Here is an 18,938-nt window from a genome sequence, read left to right as displayed (position 1 = left end):
TATATTGTAATTGTTAACTATTAACTCTGTGTAAGGTGAGTGATGTCGCAAAATAATAAATATTTCCACAACAAACCTGTTCTGGTTTGTCATCTTGGATGTCTGCCTCCTGCTGCTGAAGGGATAGTGGAATCCATCAAGTGTAGAAGAGGAGTAACCTGTCGGCTGGCTTCACTGGGCGTTTTTCCCAGTCAGGCCGTTATTGTGGTCCGGGTTACAAGACGTGGAGCCGTTCTTTTAAAAGTCAATGGAATGCTCTTGGCCGTCAGTGCCGGTGTTGCTGAAAATATTTTTGTAAAGGAAATCCCAAGTGCAACATAGTTCTCAATTTTCATCTTTAAATATTGCCGTTGCCGGGCAGCCGAATACAGGTAAATCAACCGTGTTCAATGCTTTGACAGGGCTGCATCAGGATGTCGGCAACTGGGCTGGTAAAACTGTCGAAAAAAAGACCGGTAAAGCGGTAATAGGCGGTAAAAAATTTCAGTTTGTTGATCTGCCGGGAACATATTCTCTTCTGGCCCGTTCAGAAGAGGAAAGAATTGCTGTTGATTATATTATTGATGGAAAACCGGATGCTGTTCTTGTTGTGGTCAATGCAGCAAATCTTGGGCGCACCTTAAACTATTGCATTGATATAATGTTGATGGGTGTTCCTTGTGTGCTTGCTGTAAATATGGCGGATGTGGCCCGTCAGCACGGTATTTCAATTGATATAGAGAAGCTTGAAAAGTCTCTCGGCATTCCGTGCGTGGAGCTTGTTGCATCCAGAAAAATCGGAATAGATGAATTACAACATCTGCTTGTCCGGGATTTAAAACCATCTGACAGGGATTTGCTTGCAGAGCTTACCACTTTTGCTACTCCCGAGCTTAGTAAAGCCTATAATGCACTGGTTAACAGAGGGAGTGAATTTGTAGTCGGTGGTGACAGGCTGGAACTTGATGTCTGGAAAGCTCTGGAGGGTGACTCCATTGCCCTGCGGAAAATAAGAAAATGGCCTGAAGAACTCGGGACAGATTTTGTTGAAAGTTCATTTACTGATACGCAGGCAGCCCGTTTTGCATGGATACATGAAATTTTGACTGATTGCGTTTCAAGCGATGATTCGAAGATATCGTTTTCTGACAAGTGGGATAAATATTTTTTACATCCTTTCTGGGGCTATCTGATTATTGCAGGAGTTCTGCTTTCGGTTCTGACTCTGGGATTACTTGTAGGCTACCCCAGCGGAATATGGATTGGTATCGGTTTACAGAAGCTATCCGTTGCGACTGTCGGGATAATTCCCTCTGATATGCTTGTGATCAAAGCTCTGGTTCAGAGTATTTTCTTAAGTTCCATGTCGCTTTTATGTATGGTTCCGCTTATTGCTGTGTTTTATTTTATTTTTTCATTTCTGGAAGAGGTTGGATACATGCCCCGGGTCTCTTTTATGATGGACTCGCTAATGCAGCGTCTGGGATTAAACGGCATGTCTTTCACTCCTTTACTCTGCGCTCTTCCATGCAATGTTCCCGGAATAATAGGCGTCAGGACAATAGCTACAGCAAAGCAGAGAATGCATACTCTGCTGCTGATCCCGCTGGTTCCATGTTCTTCCAAAATTATTGTGCTGCTGACTCTCTGCACCTGGCTGTTTTCACCTCTGGGAGCAATTGCAGCCGCTGCGGGAATTATGCTTTTTTCCTTTGCCGTATTCGTGCTCGGGAGTCTTGTATTTAAAAATACTCTTTTTCGAAAGGGTGAGAGCTATGACATGCTCATGGAACTCCCGCAGTTTCATTCTCCTAATTATAAGATAATTTTGATGAACGTTTATCATCAGGTTCTGGCCTTCTTAAAAAAAGCTTCAACCATTGTGATGTTTTTTGGAGTGATCTTCTGGTTTCTCTCTTATTATCCTGACGGCAATATCTCCAGTTCTTTTCTGGCTATGCTCGGTAGGAAGATTGAACCGCTGGCATCACTGATGGGGCTGAATTGGAAACTGCTGACTTCACTTATGACGTCGGTTCTCAGCCGCGAAACAGTCCTTCCCACTATGGCTCTGCTATACAATGTTCCGGTAGATGATCTGAGTTTTACTCTGCGTTCGGGGATAACAACCGCAAGCGCCATATCTTTTCTGCTGGCACAGTTTCTTTCCATGCCGTGCCTGGCCTCTCTGGGAATGATTTTCAAAGAGTCTGATTCATGGCGGGCGACTCTACTGGTTATCGCATACAGTATTGTCCTACCAGTACTTATCTCAATTTTAACATATACTTTTCTCAGTTATTTAATCTGACTTGCATAATTTTATATCGGGTTAAAATAGCAAAATAAGTTGATCTGCTATGGAGGGCGGTCATGAAACATCATTCTGACTTTTCACGGCTTATGGAATATGCCGGGACGTATAAATATTTTACCTATACCTCCTGGTTTCTGTCGGCAGTAAGTGCGCTTATCGCACTGGTTCCTTTTATCTATATCTGGAAAATAATCAGGGAAGTGCTGAACGTGGCTCCTGAATTCAGTCATGCTCATAATCTGGTGCATAATGGCTGGATGGCCGTGGTTTTTGCTGCTCTTTCGCTTGTAATTTATATTACCGGATTATTGTGTTCACACTTGTCGGCTTTCAGAGTCGCTTCAAATATGCGCAAAAAAATAATCAGGCATATAATGCAGATTCCAATGGGCAAGGTTGAAGTGCTGGGTTCCGGCAGGTTGCGCAAAATTATCAATGAAACAAGCGCAGCGACTGAAACCTATCTGGCACATCAGCTGCTCGATAAGAGCGGGGCGATTGCAACACCTTTTGGTTTATTGTTTCTGCTTTTGTTTTTTGACTGGCGTCTGGGACTGCTGAGTCTGATTCCTGTTGCTCTGGGTTATGTCATTCTCATGTTTATGACCGGTAAGGACATGAGAAAGAAACTGGTAGAATATCAAAACGCTCTGGATGATATGTCCAATGAAGCTGTCGAATATATCCGGGGCATTCCGGTTGTAAAAACTTTCGGTCAGACTGTATTCAGCTTCAAAAGATTTAAAAATTCAATAGATGTATATAATAAATGGGTAACTGCATACACCAAAAAATGTTGCTGGCCGTGGCTTTCTTATACGGTGGCGATTAATAGTGTGTTTGTTTTTATTATATTTTCCGGGATTTATTTTACTAGAAATAATGTCAGTAATGAAATTATTCTAAACCTGATGTTTTATACAATTATAACTCCTGTAATTACACTTACGCTGAATAAAATCATGCATATGAAAGAAGAAAATATGATTGTTAATGATGCGTTGAGACGTGTAGATACAGTTATGAATATAAGTCCTCTTCAATTTTTATCACCGCCTGCTGCTCCAAGTGATGCTTCTGTGGAAATGCAACATGTCAGTTACAGTTATGGAGGAGATAACGAGGCTCTTAAAAATATCAGCATGAAAATCGAAAGTGGGCAGACTGTCGCTTTTGTCGGACCTTCCGGCGGCGGTAAAACCACTTTGGCAAGCATGGTGGCCAGATTTTTTGATCCTTGTGAGGGACAGGTACTTATCGGCGGAGTGGATGTCCGTAGTCTCAGTAAAAAAGATTTGATGAATACGGTTTCATTTGTTTTTCAGGATAGTAAATTAATAAAGGCTACAATTCTTGAGAACGTGCGCTTAGGAAATCCGGAAGCTTCGAGGGCAGAAGTTCTGGAAGCTTTGAAGAGTGCTCAATGCATGGATATTATAGATAAATTTGAAGACGGAATAGATACTCTCATCGGGTCGCAGGGGGTTTATTTATCTGGCGGAGAACAGCAGCGGATAGCTATAGCCAGAGCCGTGTTGATGGATTCTCCGGTTGTTATCCTTGATGAAGCAACCGCGTTTGCAGACCCTGATAATGAAAGTCAGGTGCAAAAGGCTTTTTCGGTTCTTTCCGAAGGCAAGACCGTAATAATGATTGCCCATCGACTGTCCACCATAGTTGATGCCGATCGAATTTTTGTGCTGAAGGAAGGCCGGATAGTTGAAGATGGAACTTTCCCTGAGCTTATAGCTAAAGGGGATTTGTTTGCCGGCATGTGGGCTGATTACCAGTCTTCAACTAAATGGAAAGTTGCAAAGGAGCTGTGAGAACAATGCTTGAAATATTACAAAAAAGATTTGCCCTTTCAGAACAGGGAGCAAGGGATCTTGTCAGCGGCAGTACCGCCTGTGTTTTTCAGAATATCGCTTTAATGTTCCCGGTTGGACTTTTATACTACTTTATTTGTGACATTATGGCTGGTGGTGTTCACGGAAATGATGTGTGGTTTTATGTCGGAGGTTGTTTTCTGTGCCTTGTTCTCATTTCAGCTGCGACACTCCTTCAATACAACCGGACTTATCTGGCAACCTATGCTGAGAGTCACGTGCGCAGAATTTCGCTGGCTGAAAAATTACGCAAGCTGCCATTATCATTTTTTGCCCAAAAGGATCTTGCCGATTTGACAAGTGTTATCATGGCTGATTGCAGTTTTCTGGAACGTGTGTTTTCCCATTTTATTCCCCAGCTAGCAGGATCAATGATTTCAACGGTTCTTATCGGGTTGAGTCTGTTTATTATCGACTGGCGGATGGCTATAGCCGCACTGTGGGGTGTTCCTGTAGCTTTTTTAATCATCATAATGTCTTCAAAATTACAGGATAAATTACAGCAGAAACAGATGGATGCCAAAATGGCGTGTGCTGATGGTATTCAGGAATGCATCGAAACCATGCGTGATCTGAAAGCCTGTAATGCCGAGGAAGAATATCTCGAAAAACTGGATAGTAAGATTGATGCCGTCGAAAAATGCGCCACAATGTCTGAATTCGGGATGGCGGCTTTTATCGTTTCTTCAGGACTTCTTTTGAAGTTGGGAATAGCTACTGTTGCTCTTGTCGGGTCGCTTCTTCTGGTCAGTGGAGAACTTAATGTTGTTACGTTCTTCATGTTTTTACTTGTAGCATCAAGACTCTATGATCCTCTTCAGGATTCATTGCAGAATCTTATGGGAATTATCCTTTCACGAACAAACATAGCGCGCACCAACGCCATACTTGAACACCCTAAACAGAATGGTGAAAACAGGCTCACTAATGATGGCTATGACATTACCTTGGACGGGGTTTCATTCTCGTATAACGGTACTGACTATGTGCTTAATGGGACGACTCTTTCCATAAAACAGGGCGAAGTAACAGCACTTGTAGGACCTTCAGGTGGTGGTAAAACCACTGTATCCAGACTGGTAGCCAGATTCTGGGATATTGATAAAGGAACGATAAGTGTCGGTGGCATGGATATTTCTAAAGTTGACCCGGAAACACTGATGTCCTTGTTTTCAATTGTTTTTCAGGATGTAACACTGTTTAACGACTCTATTCTTGAGAATATCCGTGTTGGTAGAAAAGACGCAACAGACGAGGAGGTTCTTGCTGCGGCCAGGGATGCCTATTGCGATGAAATTGCAGAAAAACTGCCTGAGGGCTGGAACACTATGATAGGTGAGAATGGCTGCACTCTCTCAGGAGGAGAACGTCAGAGAATCTCCATTGCAAGGGCGTTTCTTAAGAATGCTCCGATTCTTTTCTTAGATGAGGCCACAGCTTCACTTGATGTGGAAAATGAAACTCTGATTCAGAATGCGCTTTCCAAACTTATCCAGAATAAAACCGTGCTGGTAATTGCCCACCGTATGAGAACAGTGGCCGGTGCTGATAAAATTGCCGTGCTCAAAGCCGGGGCAGTTGTCGAGGAAGGTTCTCCTGAAACATTGATGCAAAAAAACAGTATTTACCGACATATGGTCGAATTGCAGGCTCAAAGTCAGGATTGGAGCCTGCATGGAGTATGATTTCTTTTTAGGGATAAAATGGCCGGCTGATTAAGAATACTTTCATATCTAAATGGGTGGTAATGGAGGCTTTAATGAAAAAAAATGAGAATCATGTAGAGGGTAGTTCAATGATAGTTTTGGAAAAGATGGGAAGTTTTATGTTTGGCGGAAGTGTTTCAACAGAAAGCAATGGCGATACTCTCCATGTTAATCATGGTTACGCTCAGTTTGGTATCCCTTACGGGCGCAGGCAATATCCTCTGGTTATGTGGCACGGATTTGATCAGTCCGGTAGATGCTGGGAGAATACGCCTGATGGGCGTGATGGTTTTATGCAGATTTTTTTGCGCCGTCACTGGCCTGTCTACCTTATTGATCAGCCCAAACGGGGCAGGGCTGGACGGGCAAAAAATTTAGCAGCAGCGTCAGCTTTAACTGATAGCTTTTACTGGAACTTCTTCAGATTTGGTGAATGGAATCCACCGGCAGAGAGATTTTTCTATCCCGGAGTTCTTTGCCCTCAGGATTCTGATTCTATCGATCAGGCTCTGCGTCAGGTTACCGTTAATACCGGGGTGGAACCATTTCCAGACAGAGCAGAGCGTGATTTTATGGCAGAAACTGTTGCCGACCTTTTTCATAAAATTGACGCTGGAATCCTGCTTACACATTCGCATAGCGGACAGTACGGCTGGGCAACTGCAATGAAGGAACCCGCGAGGGTAAAAGCAGTGGTAGCTTATGAGCCAGCCAGCTTTGCCTTTCCGGAAAATGAACCTCCAGCTGATATTCCTTCTGATCTGGATATTGTAAATCAACAGATGGCCCCGCAACTTTATTCGCTGAATGATTTTAACAAGTTGACTGAAATGCCTATTCTTATTGTGCTGGGTGACAATTTTCATACCGAGAAAACAAACAGTTATCCGAATGAGTTCTGGAGAGTTGCGCGTGCAAGAACTTTTCAGTTTGCAGCAGCAGTGAATTCTCACGGTGGAGACGCAACCATTATGGATCTTCCTGCTATGGGGATACACGGTAATAGTCATTTTATATTTGCGGATCTGAATAGTAATGAAATTGCGGACCTGCTTTCTGATTTCCTAATGGAAAAGGGGCTTGCAGGTTGTTCTCATCATCATTGGTGATAAATAATTTGGGTAATGTGAATGATAATGGTTTTAAATTTCATTAAATCGGCGGTGCCGATTATAATAAGGATTAAAAAATGACGCTGGAAAATGTCCTTAATTGTGTCGGAGGTACTCCATGCCTGAATCTGGCGTTGAGCAGCGGGCATGTTTTTGCAAAAGCGGAATTTATGAATCCCAGTGGTTCGATTAAAGACAGAGTGGCTGCAAGAATTATTGAGCTGGCTATCCAAAATGGATCGTTGAGGCCGGGAATGAGGATTGCAGAAGCTTCAAGCGGCAATATGGGGATTTCTCTTGCTATGGCCGGTGCCGCTTACGGGTACAGGGTGACTATATATATGTGCGAATCTGCCAGCATCGAACGCAGAAATATTCTCCGTCTGCTTGGAGCAGAGCTGGTTTTGACTCCACCTGAGCAAAGTGTCGGCGGAGCGCTTGAAGCTCTGATGGCTGATGCGGAGTCTGATCCTGATGTCTTTTTAGTCAATCAATTCGGCAATAAGGAAAATATAGCTGCCCATTACAATGGAACTGGAAAGGAACTCTGGGAAGATATGGATGGCGATATTGATTGTTTCATAAGCGGGATAGGCAGTGGTGGTACAATGATGGGTGTGGGAACTTATCTCAGAGAAAAAAATCCTGAAGTACGGCTGATTGCCGTTGAACCGCAAGGTGCTGCTGCATTACTGGGGCATAAGCCCAAACAACATGGGATAGAAGGGATTGGAGATGGTTTTTTGCCGGAGATTGTTGATCCAGATTTTATTGATTCCATAATAGAAGTTACAGATTCTCAGGCTGTGGAAAATGCTTTGGCATTGGCCCGTAGAAAAGGTCTGTTTGTAGGGATGTCCTCCGGAGCAAACCTTGCGGCTGCAGCACTTGTGCTTAAGGATTATCCTGAATGGAAGATCGCAACAACTCTGCCGGATAGAGCTGAAAGATATTTCAGTACACAATTGTTTTTGAATAAAGCTGTTTAGGAGTTAAGGCTGTTTACAGCCATTGGTTCCTGATTGTCTGCCGGATGTTTTACTGCTGAATTTGGTGCTATTGAAAGTTAAGCTGTATGGTCAGTTTATTAAAGCTGATCATGCAGCTTAATCTTTATGACCTGAAATTTATATCTTACAGGCAGATCTCTCAGATTGAGACAGAGTTGTTTTCATGTTGTTTTGTGAATTCTTCCTTGTAGCGTTTGGGTTGCAGCCCATAATATTCAACAAAAGTTCTCGATAAGTGACTTGGATTTGAGAATCCGCATTCGTAAGCAATTTCAGCAATACTTCTTCTGCCGTCCTCAAGCATTTTTCTTGAACATTCCAGCCTTTTTTGTCTGAGTAGACCGAAAACAGTTTTTCCGTAAATTGTTTTGAAGATTTTATTTAAGCGGGTATGGGTTATCCCGGATTTTTTGGCAAGCTCAAGAAGTGGAGGTGGTGAAGCGATATCCTGCATAAGTATTTCATAAGCCCTAAGAGCGGCCTGATGTTCATATTGAGAAATTTTGCGGGATTCAAGCAGTGCATGGTCTAAAAGGCTGAGTTGAGTGTATAACAATTCAAGGGTCTTATACTCCAGAAAAATTGTTTTCATTGATCCCGTGAGCATGCTCTCAAGTATTTGTCTAACAGTTATGCGAATGTGCAGTGGCAATGGTTCATCAATGGAGAACGGCACGCTGTCGCTGGTTGCTATTCTTTCATATAATTGTGGGCAAAGATGCTGCCCTTTGCCATCTGTTAGTTGAAGAAGAACATCAGTTTTAATTTGAAGCCCGACTGACTGAATCCGGGAGCCTGCCATTATGGTGGATAAGGACTTAATTTGCGGAAGATAGGCAATGGTATATTTAGCCGCAGCGGTTTCTATGAGATGCTTTTTTTGAAACGAATCGATAAGTGTTGTGCGTATATTTCCTGAAAGGCAGTACATAAATTCAACGTATGAATCCTGTGAATCTGCTGAAAATTGAATGTCTTTTTCAAGATAGGGAATATTTTGTACAACGAGTTTAATGCCATCTCTTATTTGATGCTCTTTCCAGATTTCTTCCTTCTCATAAACTGTCCCGGATTCTTCCGGAGATTCTTTGCTTTGATTTATGTCAGACCATTTAGAAGCGAACATTACATCCTCCAATTGGCTGATTTATAACATCGCTAATTTGATACTGCAAGTCATTATCATGTAAATATTAAAAGAGAAGGTGTGATCATATAAGCGTATTATATGAAAAAGGATTTTTACTTTAATATCTCTTAAGTAAAATATGACGAATTTTAGATGACTGGATTAACAGCAGAAATGAAAGACCGGGCTAGGGCTAAAGGGATTTAGTTACCATAACTATGGTCGATTAAAGGTAGCTGCATGGGGAATAAAAAGTACCCATAATCAACTTAGCAAAAATTTTACTAAGTTGATTAGCTTATCGAGATTACTATACTTACTTCAATGTTTCCAAAAGTGATTCCAGCCCATCGGCAACCATTGTGGGGATGAATTCCTGAATAGTGTAGTCAGCAAGATCTTCACGTTTGAATGGATCGTTTTTAAGAATATCGAGAAGTTCTTCCTGCGTTTCAACTCTGGCCAGTATTATTCCACCTGTTCTCGGGTTTTTGCGTCCTGAGGCGATGAAATGTTTTAGGCTGTACTGTTTATTTAAGTATTCAATATGTTCTGCAAGAAATTCATCTATTTTGCAGGTCTCACATTTGTAGTTTAATGATACTATGAACATATTTATCCCTTTATACTTGGTGAAAGTAATATTAATTTAATATAATGAAGATATTAATATAAGATAATTTTTAAAGTTGTATCTTTTCTATTTCACGCAAAATGTCAAGGTATCCTGAAGATCTTTTTTTAATTGTAATATCTGTGATTTTTAAAAGCTCTTTTCTGGCTCTGGACCATTCTTTCTGCTCCCACGCACAAAGCGCAAGATAGAATCTAGCTTCATTTGCTTCTTTAGAGCCAAGGCATTTTTTGAAAGTATTTTCAGCCTGCTTAAACTTTCTTGCCGTGAATAGGAGTTTTCCTTTTTTAAGCAGAGTCGTTCCATTTACAGTATATAGATCAAGATACTTGATAGCTTCTGTAATTCTTCCTGCAGAAGCATACAGAGCTGAAATTTTGAGAGCCTGTTTTGAATTTATATTCTTTCCGTATGCTCTTTGCAGCACCTTAGCCGCGAGTAGTGGAGCCTCTTCATATCTGTATATTGCCGCAAGGTTTAATAACTCACTTTGAGAAGGTTGTTTTAGTCTGTATGCTATTTCCAATGCCGCGGCAGCTTCTGACATTTGATCTTTTTCCATATTCAGCTTTGCCAGCAACTGCCAGTAGGCGGCATCTTCCGGTGTAGATGCAAGATATTTAAGCAGTATAGATTTAGTTTTTGCTATCTGTCTGTCAGCAAGCAGTGAATGGATAGTGAGCAGTATCCATTCTTTTTCAGGATTTTTTACACTGGATATTAGTTTCAGCATCACCCGTGCTGAATTTTTGAAGTCTTCCCCCTGATAGTACATTGAGCCGGATTGAAACAGAATTTTAGGATCAGGTTTTTTTTGCAGGGTGTAGGCTTTTTCTAAAAGTTTTCCTGATTCATCAAATTTTTCAAGCTCATAGGCTGCAACCGCAGTGTTTCTGCATAATATCTCGTCTTCAGGATATTTTTGAAAACCCTGCTTGAATACTGAATAAGCATTTTTTTCATCTCCGGCCTGATTCAGACAGCCACCCAGAGTCAGATAAACCTGTGCGTCAATCGTTTCAGAAGTTGAATTCATATATTTTTTAATAACATCTGCAGCTTCCTTAAAGCGTTCATTGTCCATAAGTAATTGCGCTTTATACAGAATCTGGCGTGCCTTGGGAGGTATTTTGGCGAAGCTTGAAACAGACTGCGTCAGCAAGAGCAGAAGCAGGATTATTGCTATGGATAAAGTTTTCATTTTGTCAGCTCAAATTTAAAAGGTAACAGAACCCAGGTATCCACATTTTTGCCATTGTAGCGGCCCGGTTTGAATTTCCACCTTTTGGCCGCGTTCAATGCAGCCTGTTCAAATATACCCGGCGGAGTGGATGAGTTTATTGAAAGATTTGTTGGAATGCCTTTACTGTTTACCAGCATGCGGACCACAACTTGTCCTTCCACATGTTTTCTTTTGGCGCCGAAGGGATATTTTGGGGGAAAATTTCTAATTACCTGTGGCATCTCATCAACTTCATCCAGCTCAAAACCCATACCGCCAAGGTTCATTCTTGGAATAGACATATCGCCACCCATTCCGGGATACATGTCGGCACTGAACTCTGGAGTGTTCAAAGAGATTCTGGGCTTTACACTCTTGTGGCGGCTTGTACGTGAAGAAAAAGTCTTTTTAATTTTTTCGGGTGGCTTTGTGTCTTCCAGCTTTTTATGCTCGAGCGGTTCCACCGGTTCATCGTCCTGAGCCTGTGCAATTCGGATTGCTCCTTCCACGACAGGTTTTAATTCCTGCCTTTCACCGGTGTTGAGCATGACAACCCCGACATAAACAAGTCCGGTTATCATGACAGCAAGAAGGCTTGCGATGATAAGATCTCCCGTTCCTCTTGACCTGTGGATCATTACTTTTTCCTTGCCGCAAGACTTATGTTTTTTACTCCGGCCAGACGACATTGATCCAAGACCTGCACCGCAGCACCGGTCATGCTGTCTTTGTCGGCTACGATAACAACAGATCCTTCGGGAGTTTCAGCAAGAAAACGCTCCATGTAAGCCCTTACCGAACGGATATCTAATGGTCTTCCTTCTATAAAAATCTGTCCTTCGGCAGTAAGGCCCAGTATCACATTGGCTTTCTCTTTGGTTTCCGCGCTTTGGGCTGAAGGCCTTTGAACATCTACTCCTGATTCTCTGACAAAGCTGGTTGTTACAATGAAAAAAATCAGTAAAATAAAGACCATATCTATAAGAGGAGTCATGTTTATTTCACTGCCGCCACACCGTCTGGCGCGTGAATACCGGATGCTTTTCATCACTGTTCTCCCTGTAGACTGGTCCTGTGGGTCTGTTCCTGAAGGTTTATGCAGAACATTTCCATCCTGTTCTTCAGCTTTTCACCTTTACGGAAAAGAATTCCTCCGAGGAGAAGCCCGGGCAACGCTGCAACAAGACCGCTTTGGGTGGTGATCAGGGCTTCCGATATTCCCGAGGCCAGAGCCCGCGCATTGCCTGTACCGAAATGGGCAATTACGTCAAAAGTGGAAATCATCCCTGAAACCGTTCCCAGCAGTCCGAGGAGAGGCGCAGCGGCAGCAAGAATGAGAATTGTACCTATGAAGCACATGGTTTTGAATTCATGCCTAACCCGGACTGAATCGAGTATTTTCCTGTTCAGCTGGGGATCGTTACAGCAGGTATTCATGTATTCCGTGACGATTTCATATTGCCAGAGTGGAAGTTGTTTTATGCTGTTTTCATGATCTTTATTATATATTTTCAAACATTGGGCAGGTTGCTTTTCCTTACTGTTTTCACGGATGAAGTGTATGCTTTTATAGATAGCCAGTGCCCACATGATCAGTGACAGAATAAGAATTGCGACCATTATATCGCCACCGGCCAGAAAGTTTTCTGCCAGTCGTTCCAGAATGCTATATTGCTGCATTTTTTTTATCCTGTGTTTTTAGTGCTCCTTTTTTCATCAGAGCAACGGCAAAGCCCGCTCCCTTTTCTTCCATATCGCCGATGATTTTATCGACACGCCTTTCAAGTATATGGTGGAGAATCATTATAGGAACAGCTACAGCCAGACCTAATTGTGTTGTTACCAGTGCTTCGGAGATACCACCGGACATCATCCGCGGATCACCTGTTCCATATAGTGTAATGACCTGAAATGTGCTGATCATACCGGTTACTGTTCCAAGCAGTCCGAGCAGGGGAGCAATTGCCGCCAGAACGTTGAGTGTTGGCAGTGAACGTTCGAGCATGGGGAGTTCTTTCAGTAATCCTTCCTGAAATGCATTTTCAATAATTTCTCTGGCCTCGCCCATATAATTCAAGGTGTGACCTATAATTCGGCAGGTTGGATATTTAGACTGTTTTTTGCAGAACTCCTTGCATTTGTTCCATTCTTCGCTGGAAACCATTTTGAGGATTATTCCCATATTGCGGTCGGAATTGCTTCTGATTCTGCTTAGTGAATAGAATCTTTCAATAACAAGGATTCCGGCAACTATTCCGACAATTATTATCGGCCAGACCAGTAATCCGCCGGCACTCAGCCATTCTCCAATACTTTTTTGTTCCTGAGCCAGTCTTGCAAACGAGGCTCCGTTGGAAATGTCTACAGGAAAGACAACATCTTCGTTGTCAAAAAAATTATTCATGGTTTTCGAGAGAGACCAGCCGGGATCGCCTTGGATTGCAAGCAGACTGCTGCCGTCAGGAGATGGACGCAGGAAACCGAGATTTCCATCTGGAAGACGATAGGCTGCGGTAAAAGATCCGATGCGTATCAACTCTCCCTGATTTTCTGTGCCGTCTGTAGCTGTAAATTTCCCCTCACGTCTTTTAATTTCACCAGATGCGGCCATTTCATCCATAAAGAGGGTCAGCAGATTGCGGATTCCTTCAAGGCCTGCAAATTTGTCAGGCTGAAGAACCTCTTTTATTATCGCGTTACGTTCAGGAAATTCAGGGGTGGTCAGACTTTCATGAAAGTAGTCTCTAGCCTGTTTAGCCGAAGTGCGGATAGTTCCATCTATAGTCTGTATTTCCTGATTTTGTTCTGCCAGTTCTTTTTTTAACTGCTTTTCCTGTTCAAGCAGTTTTTCGTAGTCAGCTTTGAGAGAATCAAATGTTTTTTGCTTGTTTTTTATACTCAGCGTCAGCTGTCCCTTTTCAGCTTTAACTTCTTTTCTCTCTTTTGCGATAATTTTTCGTGTTTCTTCAGCATTCTGATTAGATTTAGCCGCAATTGAATTTACATCGCTGACTGTATCCGTCCATCCTTTAGAGTATGCATTGCAAGGATGAAGCATGGTTAACAGCAGACAGCAGGATAAAATTATTTTCATTTTGTTGCTCCAAGGGGAAGTTCCAGCAGTTCTACAGCTCTTTTGCGGTCCGCCATGTCCTGTGCGCGGTGAAGTGTTTGCGAATATGAGTGGTCAAGGGTCTGCCATGATTTAGTGTTTTTATCCCAGATACCAACTTCGGAGCCATCTGTTGTCTGGTAGTAAAGCGCTGTACGTCCGAGCCGGAATATTGTGACCTGTGTCGGGGTTCCACCAATCTCAAGCTCCTGAACAGAGGTGGATACATTTTGTCCATATTCGGTTTCAACCAGCAACGCCTCAAAAACCCGGCGCAGTTTTTCACTGAGTTCAAGGTGATAGTCATTTAATGAATCATGGAGGAACTGGATGCGGCGGGTTCTTTCTTCCTTTAAAAAGGGCAGGTCCGTTTTTACAAATGCTTCAAGGTGATCGACTATTTTTTCCAGAAATGGCTCAAGCTGCATTTTAATCTTTTTTGCTTCTTCTTTTCTTCTTAGAAGTTCGGCAATTACAGCTTTCTGCTTTTTTAAATACCTGCCGTATTTTTCATTTTGAAATTTAAGCCATGCTTCTGTGGCTTTCATCTCCCTGATTTCGTCTGAATCTTCTTCTTTTTGTTCAGACCATTTTTGGTATTGCTTTTGGGCTGCTGATTCCACTGAAATTGCGTTTACAATTTTTTCGTGGGTAGCTTTAACCTGCGTATTGCCCTGGGCTTGTGCCGCAAAAAGTAAAAGCAGCAGCAATGGAAGAGTGACAAATTTATTCATAAAGTCTCCTGACAAGCGATCATTTGGAAAACATTGAAAAATCGGTCACGAATATAGGCAAAATAAGTTTTACAATTCTTTCATCTGATGAATATTTCGTTGTTGATTATGAATTTCATTTGCAAGTTAGAGCGTGCTAAGATTTGAAGCATGAACATTATTATGCGGGAAAAAAGATATGCTAGTTGTGGAAAGTTGTTGGGAAATTCAGATAATGGCGGGAAATTGAATTATGTATAAAGACCGCCGCCTGAAATGACAGCGGTCTTTAGATATGATTTCTACTGAGCTGGCTGGGTAGGGTTGTTTTCAGGTTTTTCCTGCGGCTTGGTAATTTCCTGTAGTTTTTTTAGTTCTTCTATACGATCAGAAAAATCAGATTTGGATATTTTTTGGCTCAAGTATTTTTCTTTGTTTACTGCCATTAATGCTAGTTCCTTTTTTATTAATGAAGAGCATTCTTCGAGAAGTTCTTTCTGCTTTTTTATGTATTCCTCGTCTGTGAGATTGCCATTTGCGCGCATAGTGCAGAGAGTGAAGCTTCCGTCACGAAACAGCTGTAATCCCTGCGTGCGCTGAATAAGGAATTGGGCTTCGGATATCATGGATCTGGCAGCGTTGGCGGCAATACTTCCGCTTTGTCCGGTTTCACTTTTTAGGCTGGCCTCAAGTGAAGCTGTAACATTACTAATGAGATTATCTGTTGCGTCAGGTGAAGGCTCTGCGCAGAAGAGTCCTTTATCATTAAAAACAATCACCCTGCGTTGAGCTGTTGTCGCTATTACTCCAATAAATTTGTAATCCAAGCCCGGACCGCTTTTTACAAAAACATGTTTTTCGATGACAGGTGTTTCTTTTGTTGCGCAGGCACATAAGTTCAACATAATTAAAGCCAACAACACATACTTCATCTTTTTCTCCTTTAAAATGAAAGGTTAATGTGTCTAGCAGTACCAATGGAGGCTTTCGGTGAATGTAGAATTCGATTATGATCTTATGAGGCAGAGTATGAAGATTGTTTTATTTTTTATATAAAATAATTATTATGATATTTATTATATCATAAAGAATAAGGAAAGCTTTTTTATCAATTTATAGGAATAAATTTTCCTATAAATTTTGCTTAAAATTATAAAAAATATGGATGGTTAGCTATTTTTTTAAACTAATAGAATAATATTAATATGTAGAATTCAAAAAATTTCATCAGGAAGTAAAAATTGATAAAAGAAATTTTGGCTTATCGCTCTTAAAATTATAGCTGTGTGCTAGCTCTTCTAAAAAGATTATTGATAGCCGGTCTGGCCAGCTCAAACAAATCGGAATCATGGTAACTAGCGGTTCATGTAGAGCTTATAACGAATTGTTATTTAGAGGTATTTTTAGCGGCAGTATTTAGCGTTGCTCATTAATTCAAGTCAGATATTTTTCTGCCCGTTAATATGAATTTTTAACCACGGTGTTCGGAGGAACATTTTTGGTTACAACGGAGCCTGCTCCGATGATTGATCCTGCTCCAACAGTGAGGCATGGCAGGATTGTTGAATTTGCCCCAATAAGGCAGTTCTCACCAATTGTAACACTGCCGCAAAGAGTAGAGCCGGGGGCAACATGAGTATGGCTGCCGATAATGCATTCATGCTCTATTATAGCGCCTGTATTTATGATGACATTTTCCTCTATGCATGCTTTTCGGTTTATAATTGCACCGGCAAAGACAACGCTTCCCTGCTTTATGCTACTATGCTTTGAAATTATTGCACTCGGATGAACCGGATTTAATGCTTTCATCTGCTGGCTGAATTTTAAAAATATATTTTTACGGATAGCATTATTCCCAATGGCAACAATAAAGCTGTCATTTATTTTGTCTGGAACACAGTCAGCTATGGCTCCGCCGAATTTATATTGCTCGAATTCAGGATCAGTTATTACTTTATCATCATAGAATACAATATCTGTTTTATTGAGGGCTTCTAAAGTATCCAGCACAACCAACGAATGGCCGCCGCATCCAAAAATATGAATCATAATTAATGCTACCTCGGTTCAGGAAATGAATAGAAAAAACTAAAGCATATAAAATTGTTTCTAACAAGTCGTTATGGTTTTGAAATTATCAATGATCACCCGAAGTAAAGTTTATTGATGGCGTTGGAAAGAAGCCACATAATGATGGCATAGTGATAATTACTTTTGAGAATTGCTGAGGGTGAAACATGGTATCTGCTGGTCAGTACAAGCCCGACACCTGAAAGCGGACTGCTTCCGGTGGATATTGCCCAGCTGGTCAGGAAAAGAAACCCCAGTTGAGAATGGTCCGGATGCAGTGGCAGCAGCAGGGGGCTTACAATTGAAATCCCTACAAGGGGATGCACACCTATAAGGCCCAGAACTATAAGCAGAGCTGATATAGCGGCGAACATTCCTGAATTAAAGGCGTTGCCTGTGAAATTAAATAGTTCAGGGTAGACGTTGATGACCGAGGTAATGCCTATTGAGAAAACCCCGGCCGTTAAAAATAGTACAAACTGGCTTATTGTAGACGTGATTTTGTTGCTGATAAAATCATGCAGGTGAAATAGTCTTGGTCTGTTTCGCATCAGCAGTATTGCTGCCGGAGGGGCCACTATGCAGATCAGCATAATCATTCCCGTTTCAGGGAAAAAATAATGTCCGACTATAACCGTCACCGCCAGAACCAGAGGAACGATCATACTTTCCATACGTACAGGATAGCCGGTAAATTCGCTTTTACGGACAAAACCGAATTCAATTACAGAATAGCAAATGGCAACCGCACTGAGAATTAGGCCCGGTATCATCGTTCGGTGATACTGCATGTCCGGAGCATAAGTGAGTGCAACACCGGCAGCGATGAAAAATGGTGACCACCACGCTGCGGCACAAAAAGAGCGTGCCAGCAGTATTGCCTGCGATTTTGTCAGAGTATTTTCACGTTGCAGCCTGTCTCCGAACACAAAAAGAATAGAAAGATTTATCACCGCTCCGAGTATATTGGTTCCGGCAGCGGTGGTTAACATAGTCTTTTTTCCTTTGGGCATATTGGCATCCGGAGTTACCGGATTCGTCAGCGATAGAAATGAGACGGCTATAAACATCGGCAGTAATTGCAGATTCTGGGTTAAAATTTTGTTCCAGCCAAGAAAAACTCCGTTTGCTGCCGCAAAAATCAGCCCGGCTATTCCTGCTATGAATAGTATCCCCGCCTGCTTGCGTGAACTTAGTGGAAGCTTGAACCATTCTATTATCACTACCAGCCAAGCAATTGCTGCTAATAAGATAACCAGCCCTGAATTGAATCTACTCAGTATGAAAATGATCAGGGTCGCCAGAATCAGCCACCCTGTGTAGCGTTGTAAATATGAAATCATTGTTGAAAAAGTAATTGTTACGGTGTGTTGGCTTAGTTGCTCAAAGTTTTAAAAAAATATTATCAGCCGCGGCTGCCAGCAAAGAATATAGTAACAGCACTTCAATCACGAGAATTATATTACCTTTAGCTCTGTGGTTGTTTCCAGTTGATAATTAATAAAAAATTGATGCTTTGGAGCGTTAGTCTTTCGTGAAGAATAAAAAATTGAAGCTGCCGCTAAGTGTAAATATTTTGCAAAGAAGTACAGCTGGATTTTAGAATAAAAAGGCTGGTAGAGAGCTTATAGGTAAAGATGTTCGAGTTGTTATTTATAAGGATTTACTTTTTACATCTTACATGCCGCTCTTTTTGAAAGGTAAAAACTAGATTTTTTAATCAGTCATCATTCTGCCATTAAGCTGGAGTGTGATTAAAATGAACATCCCTGCCGGTTTAGCGGCAGGGATGTTGCGGGTGTTTTGATATATGGGATCAGGCTTTTGTATCGGCAATGGCGCCGAGGCCTGAGTAGTGTGAGCCGAGTACGCTTTTTTGAAAGTCGTAATCGGAGTTTGTGCTTCCGGAGTTACCGGAGTCACTGTTCATGTAATCCAGAGTCTTTGTCACAACCTGTGCGCCAAAGGTCTGCTTGTCCGAGGCCGTAGTTGTTGAAACAGAGCTGTCGATTCCAGTGATTTCCATGGACTTTCCTCCAGTATGA

General features: G+C 41.8%; 18 protein-coding genes. 6 read left to right on the top strand and 12 right to left on the bottom strand.

All coding sequences use genetic code 11. The features are described 5' to 3' along the window. Window positions 1-42 precede the first annotated feature (42 nt). The 6 genes from G496_RS20090 to G496_RS0115640 all read left to right on the top strand — a co-directional run bounded on the left by G496_RS20090 (window position 43) and on the right by G496_RS0115640 (window position 7,989). Entirely contained in the window at window positions 43-321 is a 279-nt protein-coding gene (locus G496_RS20090; RefSeq protein ID WP_034633538.1) for a FeoA family protein, read from the top strand. After that, a complete protein-coding gene (feoB, locus tag G496_RS0115660; RefSeq protein ID WP_027180095.1) occupies window positions 311-2,290 on the top strand; it encodes a ferrous iron transport protein B in 1,980 nt (659 codons plus the stop codon). The genes G496_RS20090 and feoB overlap by 11 nt, the downstream gene beginning before the upstream one ends. A 62-nt stretch (window positions 2,291-2,352) precedes the next feature. After that, on the top strand, window positions 2,353-4,122 hold the full coding sequence (locus G496_RS0115655) for an ABC transporter ATP-binding protein (protein ID WP_027180094.1): 1,770 nt from the start codon (window positions 2,353-2,355) through the stop codon (window positions 4,120-4,122). A 5-nt stretch (window positions 4,123-4,127) separates the two neighbouring features. Beyond that, window positions 4,128-5,867 (top strand): ABC transporter ATP-binding protein, encoded by a 1,740-nt coding sequence (locus G496_RS0115650; RefSeq protein ID WP_027180093.1) that lies wholly within the window; start codon window positions 4,128-4,130, stop codon window positions 5,865-5,867. Between the two features lie 74 nt (window positions 5,868-5,941). Beyond that, window positions 5,942-6,997, top strand: a complete 1,056-nt coding sequence (locus G496_RS20085; RefSeq protein WP_051295099.1) for an alpha/beta hydrolase — start codon at window positions 5,942-5,944, stop codon at window positions 6,995-6,997. 80 nt (window positions 6,998-7,077) lie between these two features. Continuing rightward, complete coding sequence (locus G496_RS0115640) at window positions 7,078-7,989, top strand: PLP-dependent cysteine synthase family protein (protein WP_027180092.1); 912 nt, start codon at window positions 7,078-7,080, stop codon at window positions 7,987-7,989. A 160-nt stretch (window positions 7,990-8,149) separates the two neighbouring features. Here the strand turns inward: G496_RS0115640 and G496_RS0115635 are convergent, their stop codons facing one another. The 12 genes from G496_RS0115635 to G496_RS0115580 all read right to left on the bottom strand — a co-directional run bounded on the left by G496_RS0115635 (window position 8,150) and on the right by G496_RS0115580 (window position 18,919). Continuing rightward, window positions 8,150-9,136, bottom strand: coding sequence for a helix-turn-helix domain-containing protein (locus G496_RS0115635; RefSeq protein ID WP_027180091.1), 987 nt, complete (start codon window positions 9,134-9,136; stop codon window positions 8,150-8,152). A gap of 319 nt (window positions 9,137-9,455) precedes the next feature. Beyond that, entirely contained in the window at window positions 9,456-9,752 is a 297-nt protein-coding gene (locus G496_RS0115630) for a YciI family protein (protein ID WP_027180090.1), read from the bottom strand. Window positions 9,753-9,822: 70 nt separating this feature from the next. After that, window positions 9,823-10,974 (bottom strand): tetratricopeptide repeat protein, encoded by a 1,152-nt coding sequence (locus tag G496_RS0115625; protein ID WP_027180089.1) that lies wholly within the window; start codon window positions 10,972-10,974, stop codon window positions 9,823-9,825. Continuing rightward, entirely contained in the window at window positions 10,971-11,633 is a 663-nt protein-coding gene (locus tag G496_RS0115620) for an energy transducer TonB (RefSeq protein ID WP_027180088.1), read from the bottom strand. The genes G496_RS0115625 and G496_RS0115620 overlap by 4 nt, the downstream gene beginning before the upstream one ends. Next, window positions 11,633-12,043 (bottom strand): ExbD/TolR family protein, encoded by a 411-nt coding sequence (locus G496_RS0115615; protein WP_027180087.1) that lies wholly within the window; start codon window positions 12,041-12,043, stop codon window positions 11,633-11,635. Before G496_RS0115615 ends, G496_RS0115620 begins: the two co-directional genes overlap by 1 nt. Continuing rightward, entirely contained in the window at window positions 12,043-12,675 is a 633-nt protein-coding gene (locus G496_RS0115610) for a MotA/TolQ/ExbB proton channel family protein (protein ID WP_027180086.1), read from the bottom strand. The genes G496_RS0115615 and G496_RS0115610 overlap by 1 nt, the downstream gene beginning before the upstream one ends. Next, window positions 12,662-14,089, bottom strand: a complete 1,428-nt coding sequence (locus G496_RS0115605; protein ID WP_027180085.1) for a MotA/TolQ/ExbB proton channel family protein — start codon at window positions 14,087-14,089, stop codon at window positions 12,662-12,664. The genes G496_RS0115610 and G496_RS0115605 overlap by 14 nt, the downstream gene beginning before the upstream one ends. Next, window positions 14,086-14,841, bottom strand: coding sequence for a DUF3450 domain-containing protein (locus G496_RS0115600; protein WP_027180084.1), 756 nt, complete (start codon window positions 14,839-14,841; stop codon window positions 14,086-14,088). The genes G496_RS0115605 and G496_RS0115600 overlap by 4 nt, the downstream gene beginning before the upstream one ends. A gap of 281 nt (window positions 14,842-15,122) precedes the next feature. Continuing rightward, complete coding sequence (locus G496_RS0115595) at window positions 15,123-15,752, bottom strand: hypothetical protein (protein WP_027180083.1); 630 nt, start codon at window positions 15,750-15,752, stop codon at window positions 15,123-15,125. Between the two features lie 526 nt (window positions 15,753-16,278). Then, the gene (locus tag G496_RS0115590; protein WP_051295098.1) at window positions 16,279-16,872 is read right to left on the bottom strand and encodes an acetyltransferase; all 594 of its coding nucleotides are present in this window, start codon (window positions 16,870-16,872) and stop codon (window positions 16,279-16,281) included. Between the two features lie 95 nt (window positions 16,873-16,967). Further along, window positions 16,968-18,236: a hypothetical protein gene (locus tag G496_RS0115585; protein WP_034633534.1), complete on the bottom strand. Its 1,269-nt coding sequence runs from the start codon at window positions 18,234-18,236 to the stop codon at window positions 16,968-16,970. Between the two features lie 473 nt (window positions 18,237-18,709). Continuing rightward, the gene (locus G496_RS0115580; RefSeq protein WP_027180080.1) at window positions 18,710-18,919 is read right to left on the bottom strand and encodes a hypothetical protein; all 210 of its coding nucleotides are present in this window, start codon (window positions 18,917-18,919) and stop codon (window positions 18,710-18,712) included. Between the last annotated feature and the right edge of the window lie 19 nt (window positions 18,920-18,938).

The sequence above is a fragment of the Maridesulfovibrio bastinii DSM 16055 genome (genome assembly GCF_000429985.1).
In the GTDB taxonomy this organism is placed as follows: Bacteria; Desulfobacterota; Desulfovibrionia; order Desulfovibrionales; family Desulfovibrionaceae; genus Maridesulfovibrio; species Maridesulfovibrio bastinii.
The sequence above is the reverse complement of the archived record's forward strand: the minus strand, read 5'-3'. Positions and strand labels throughout refer to the sequence as shown.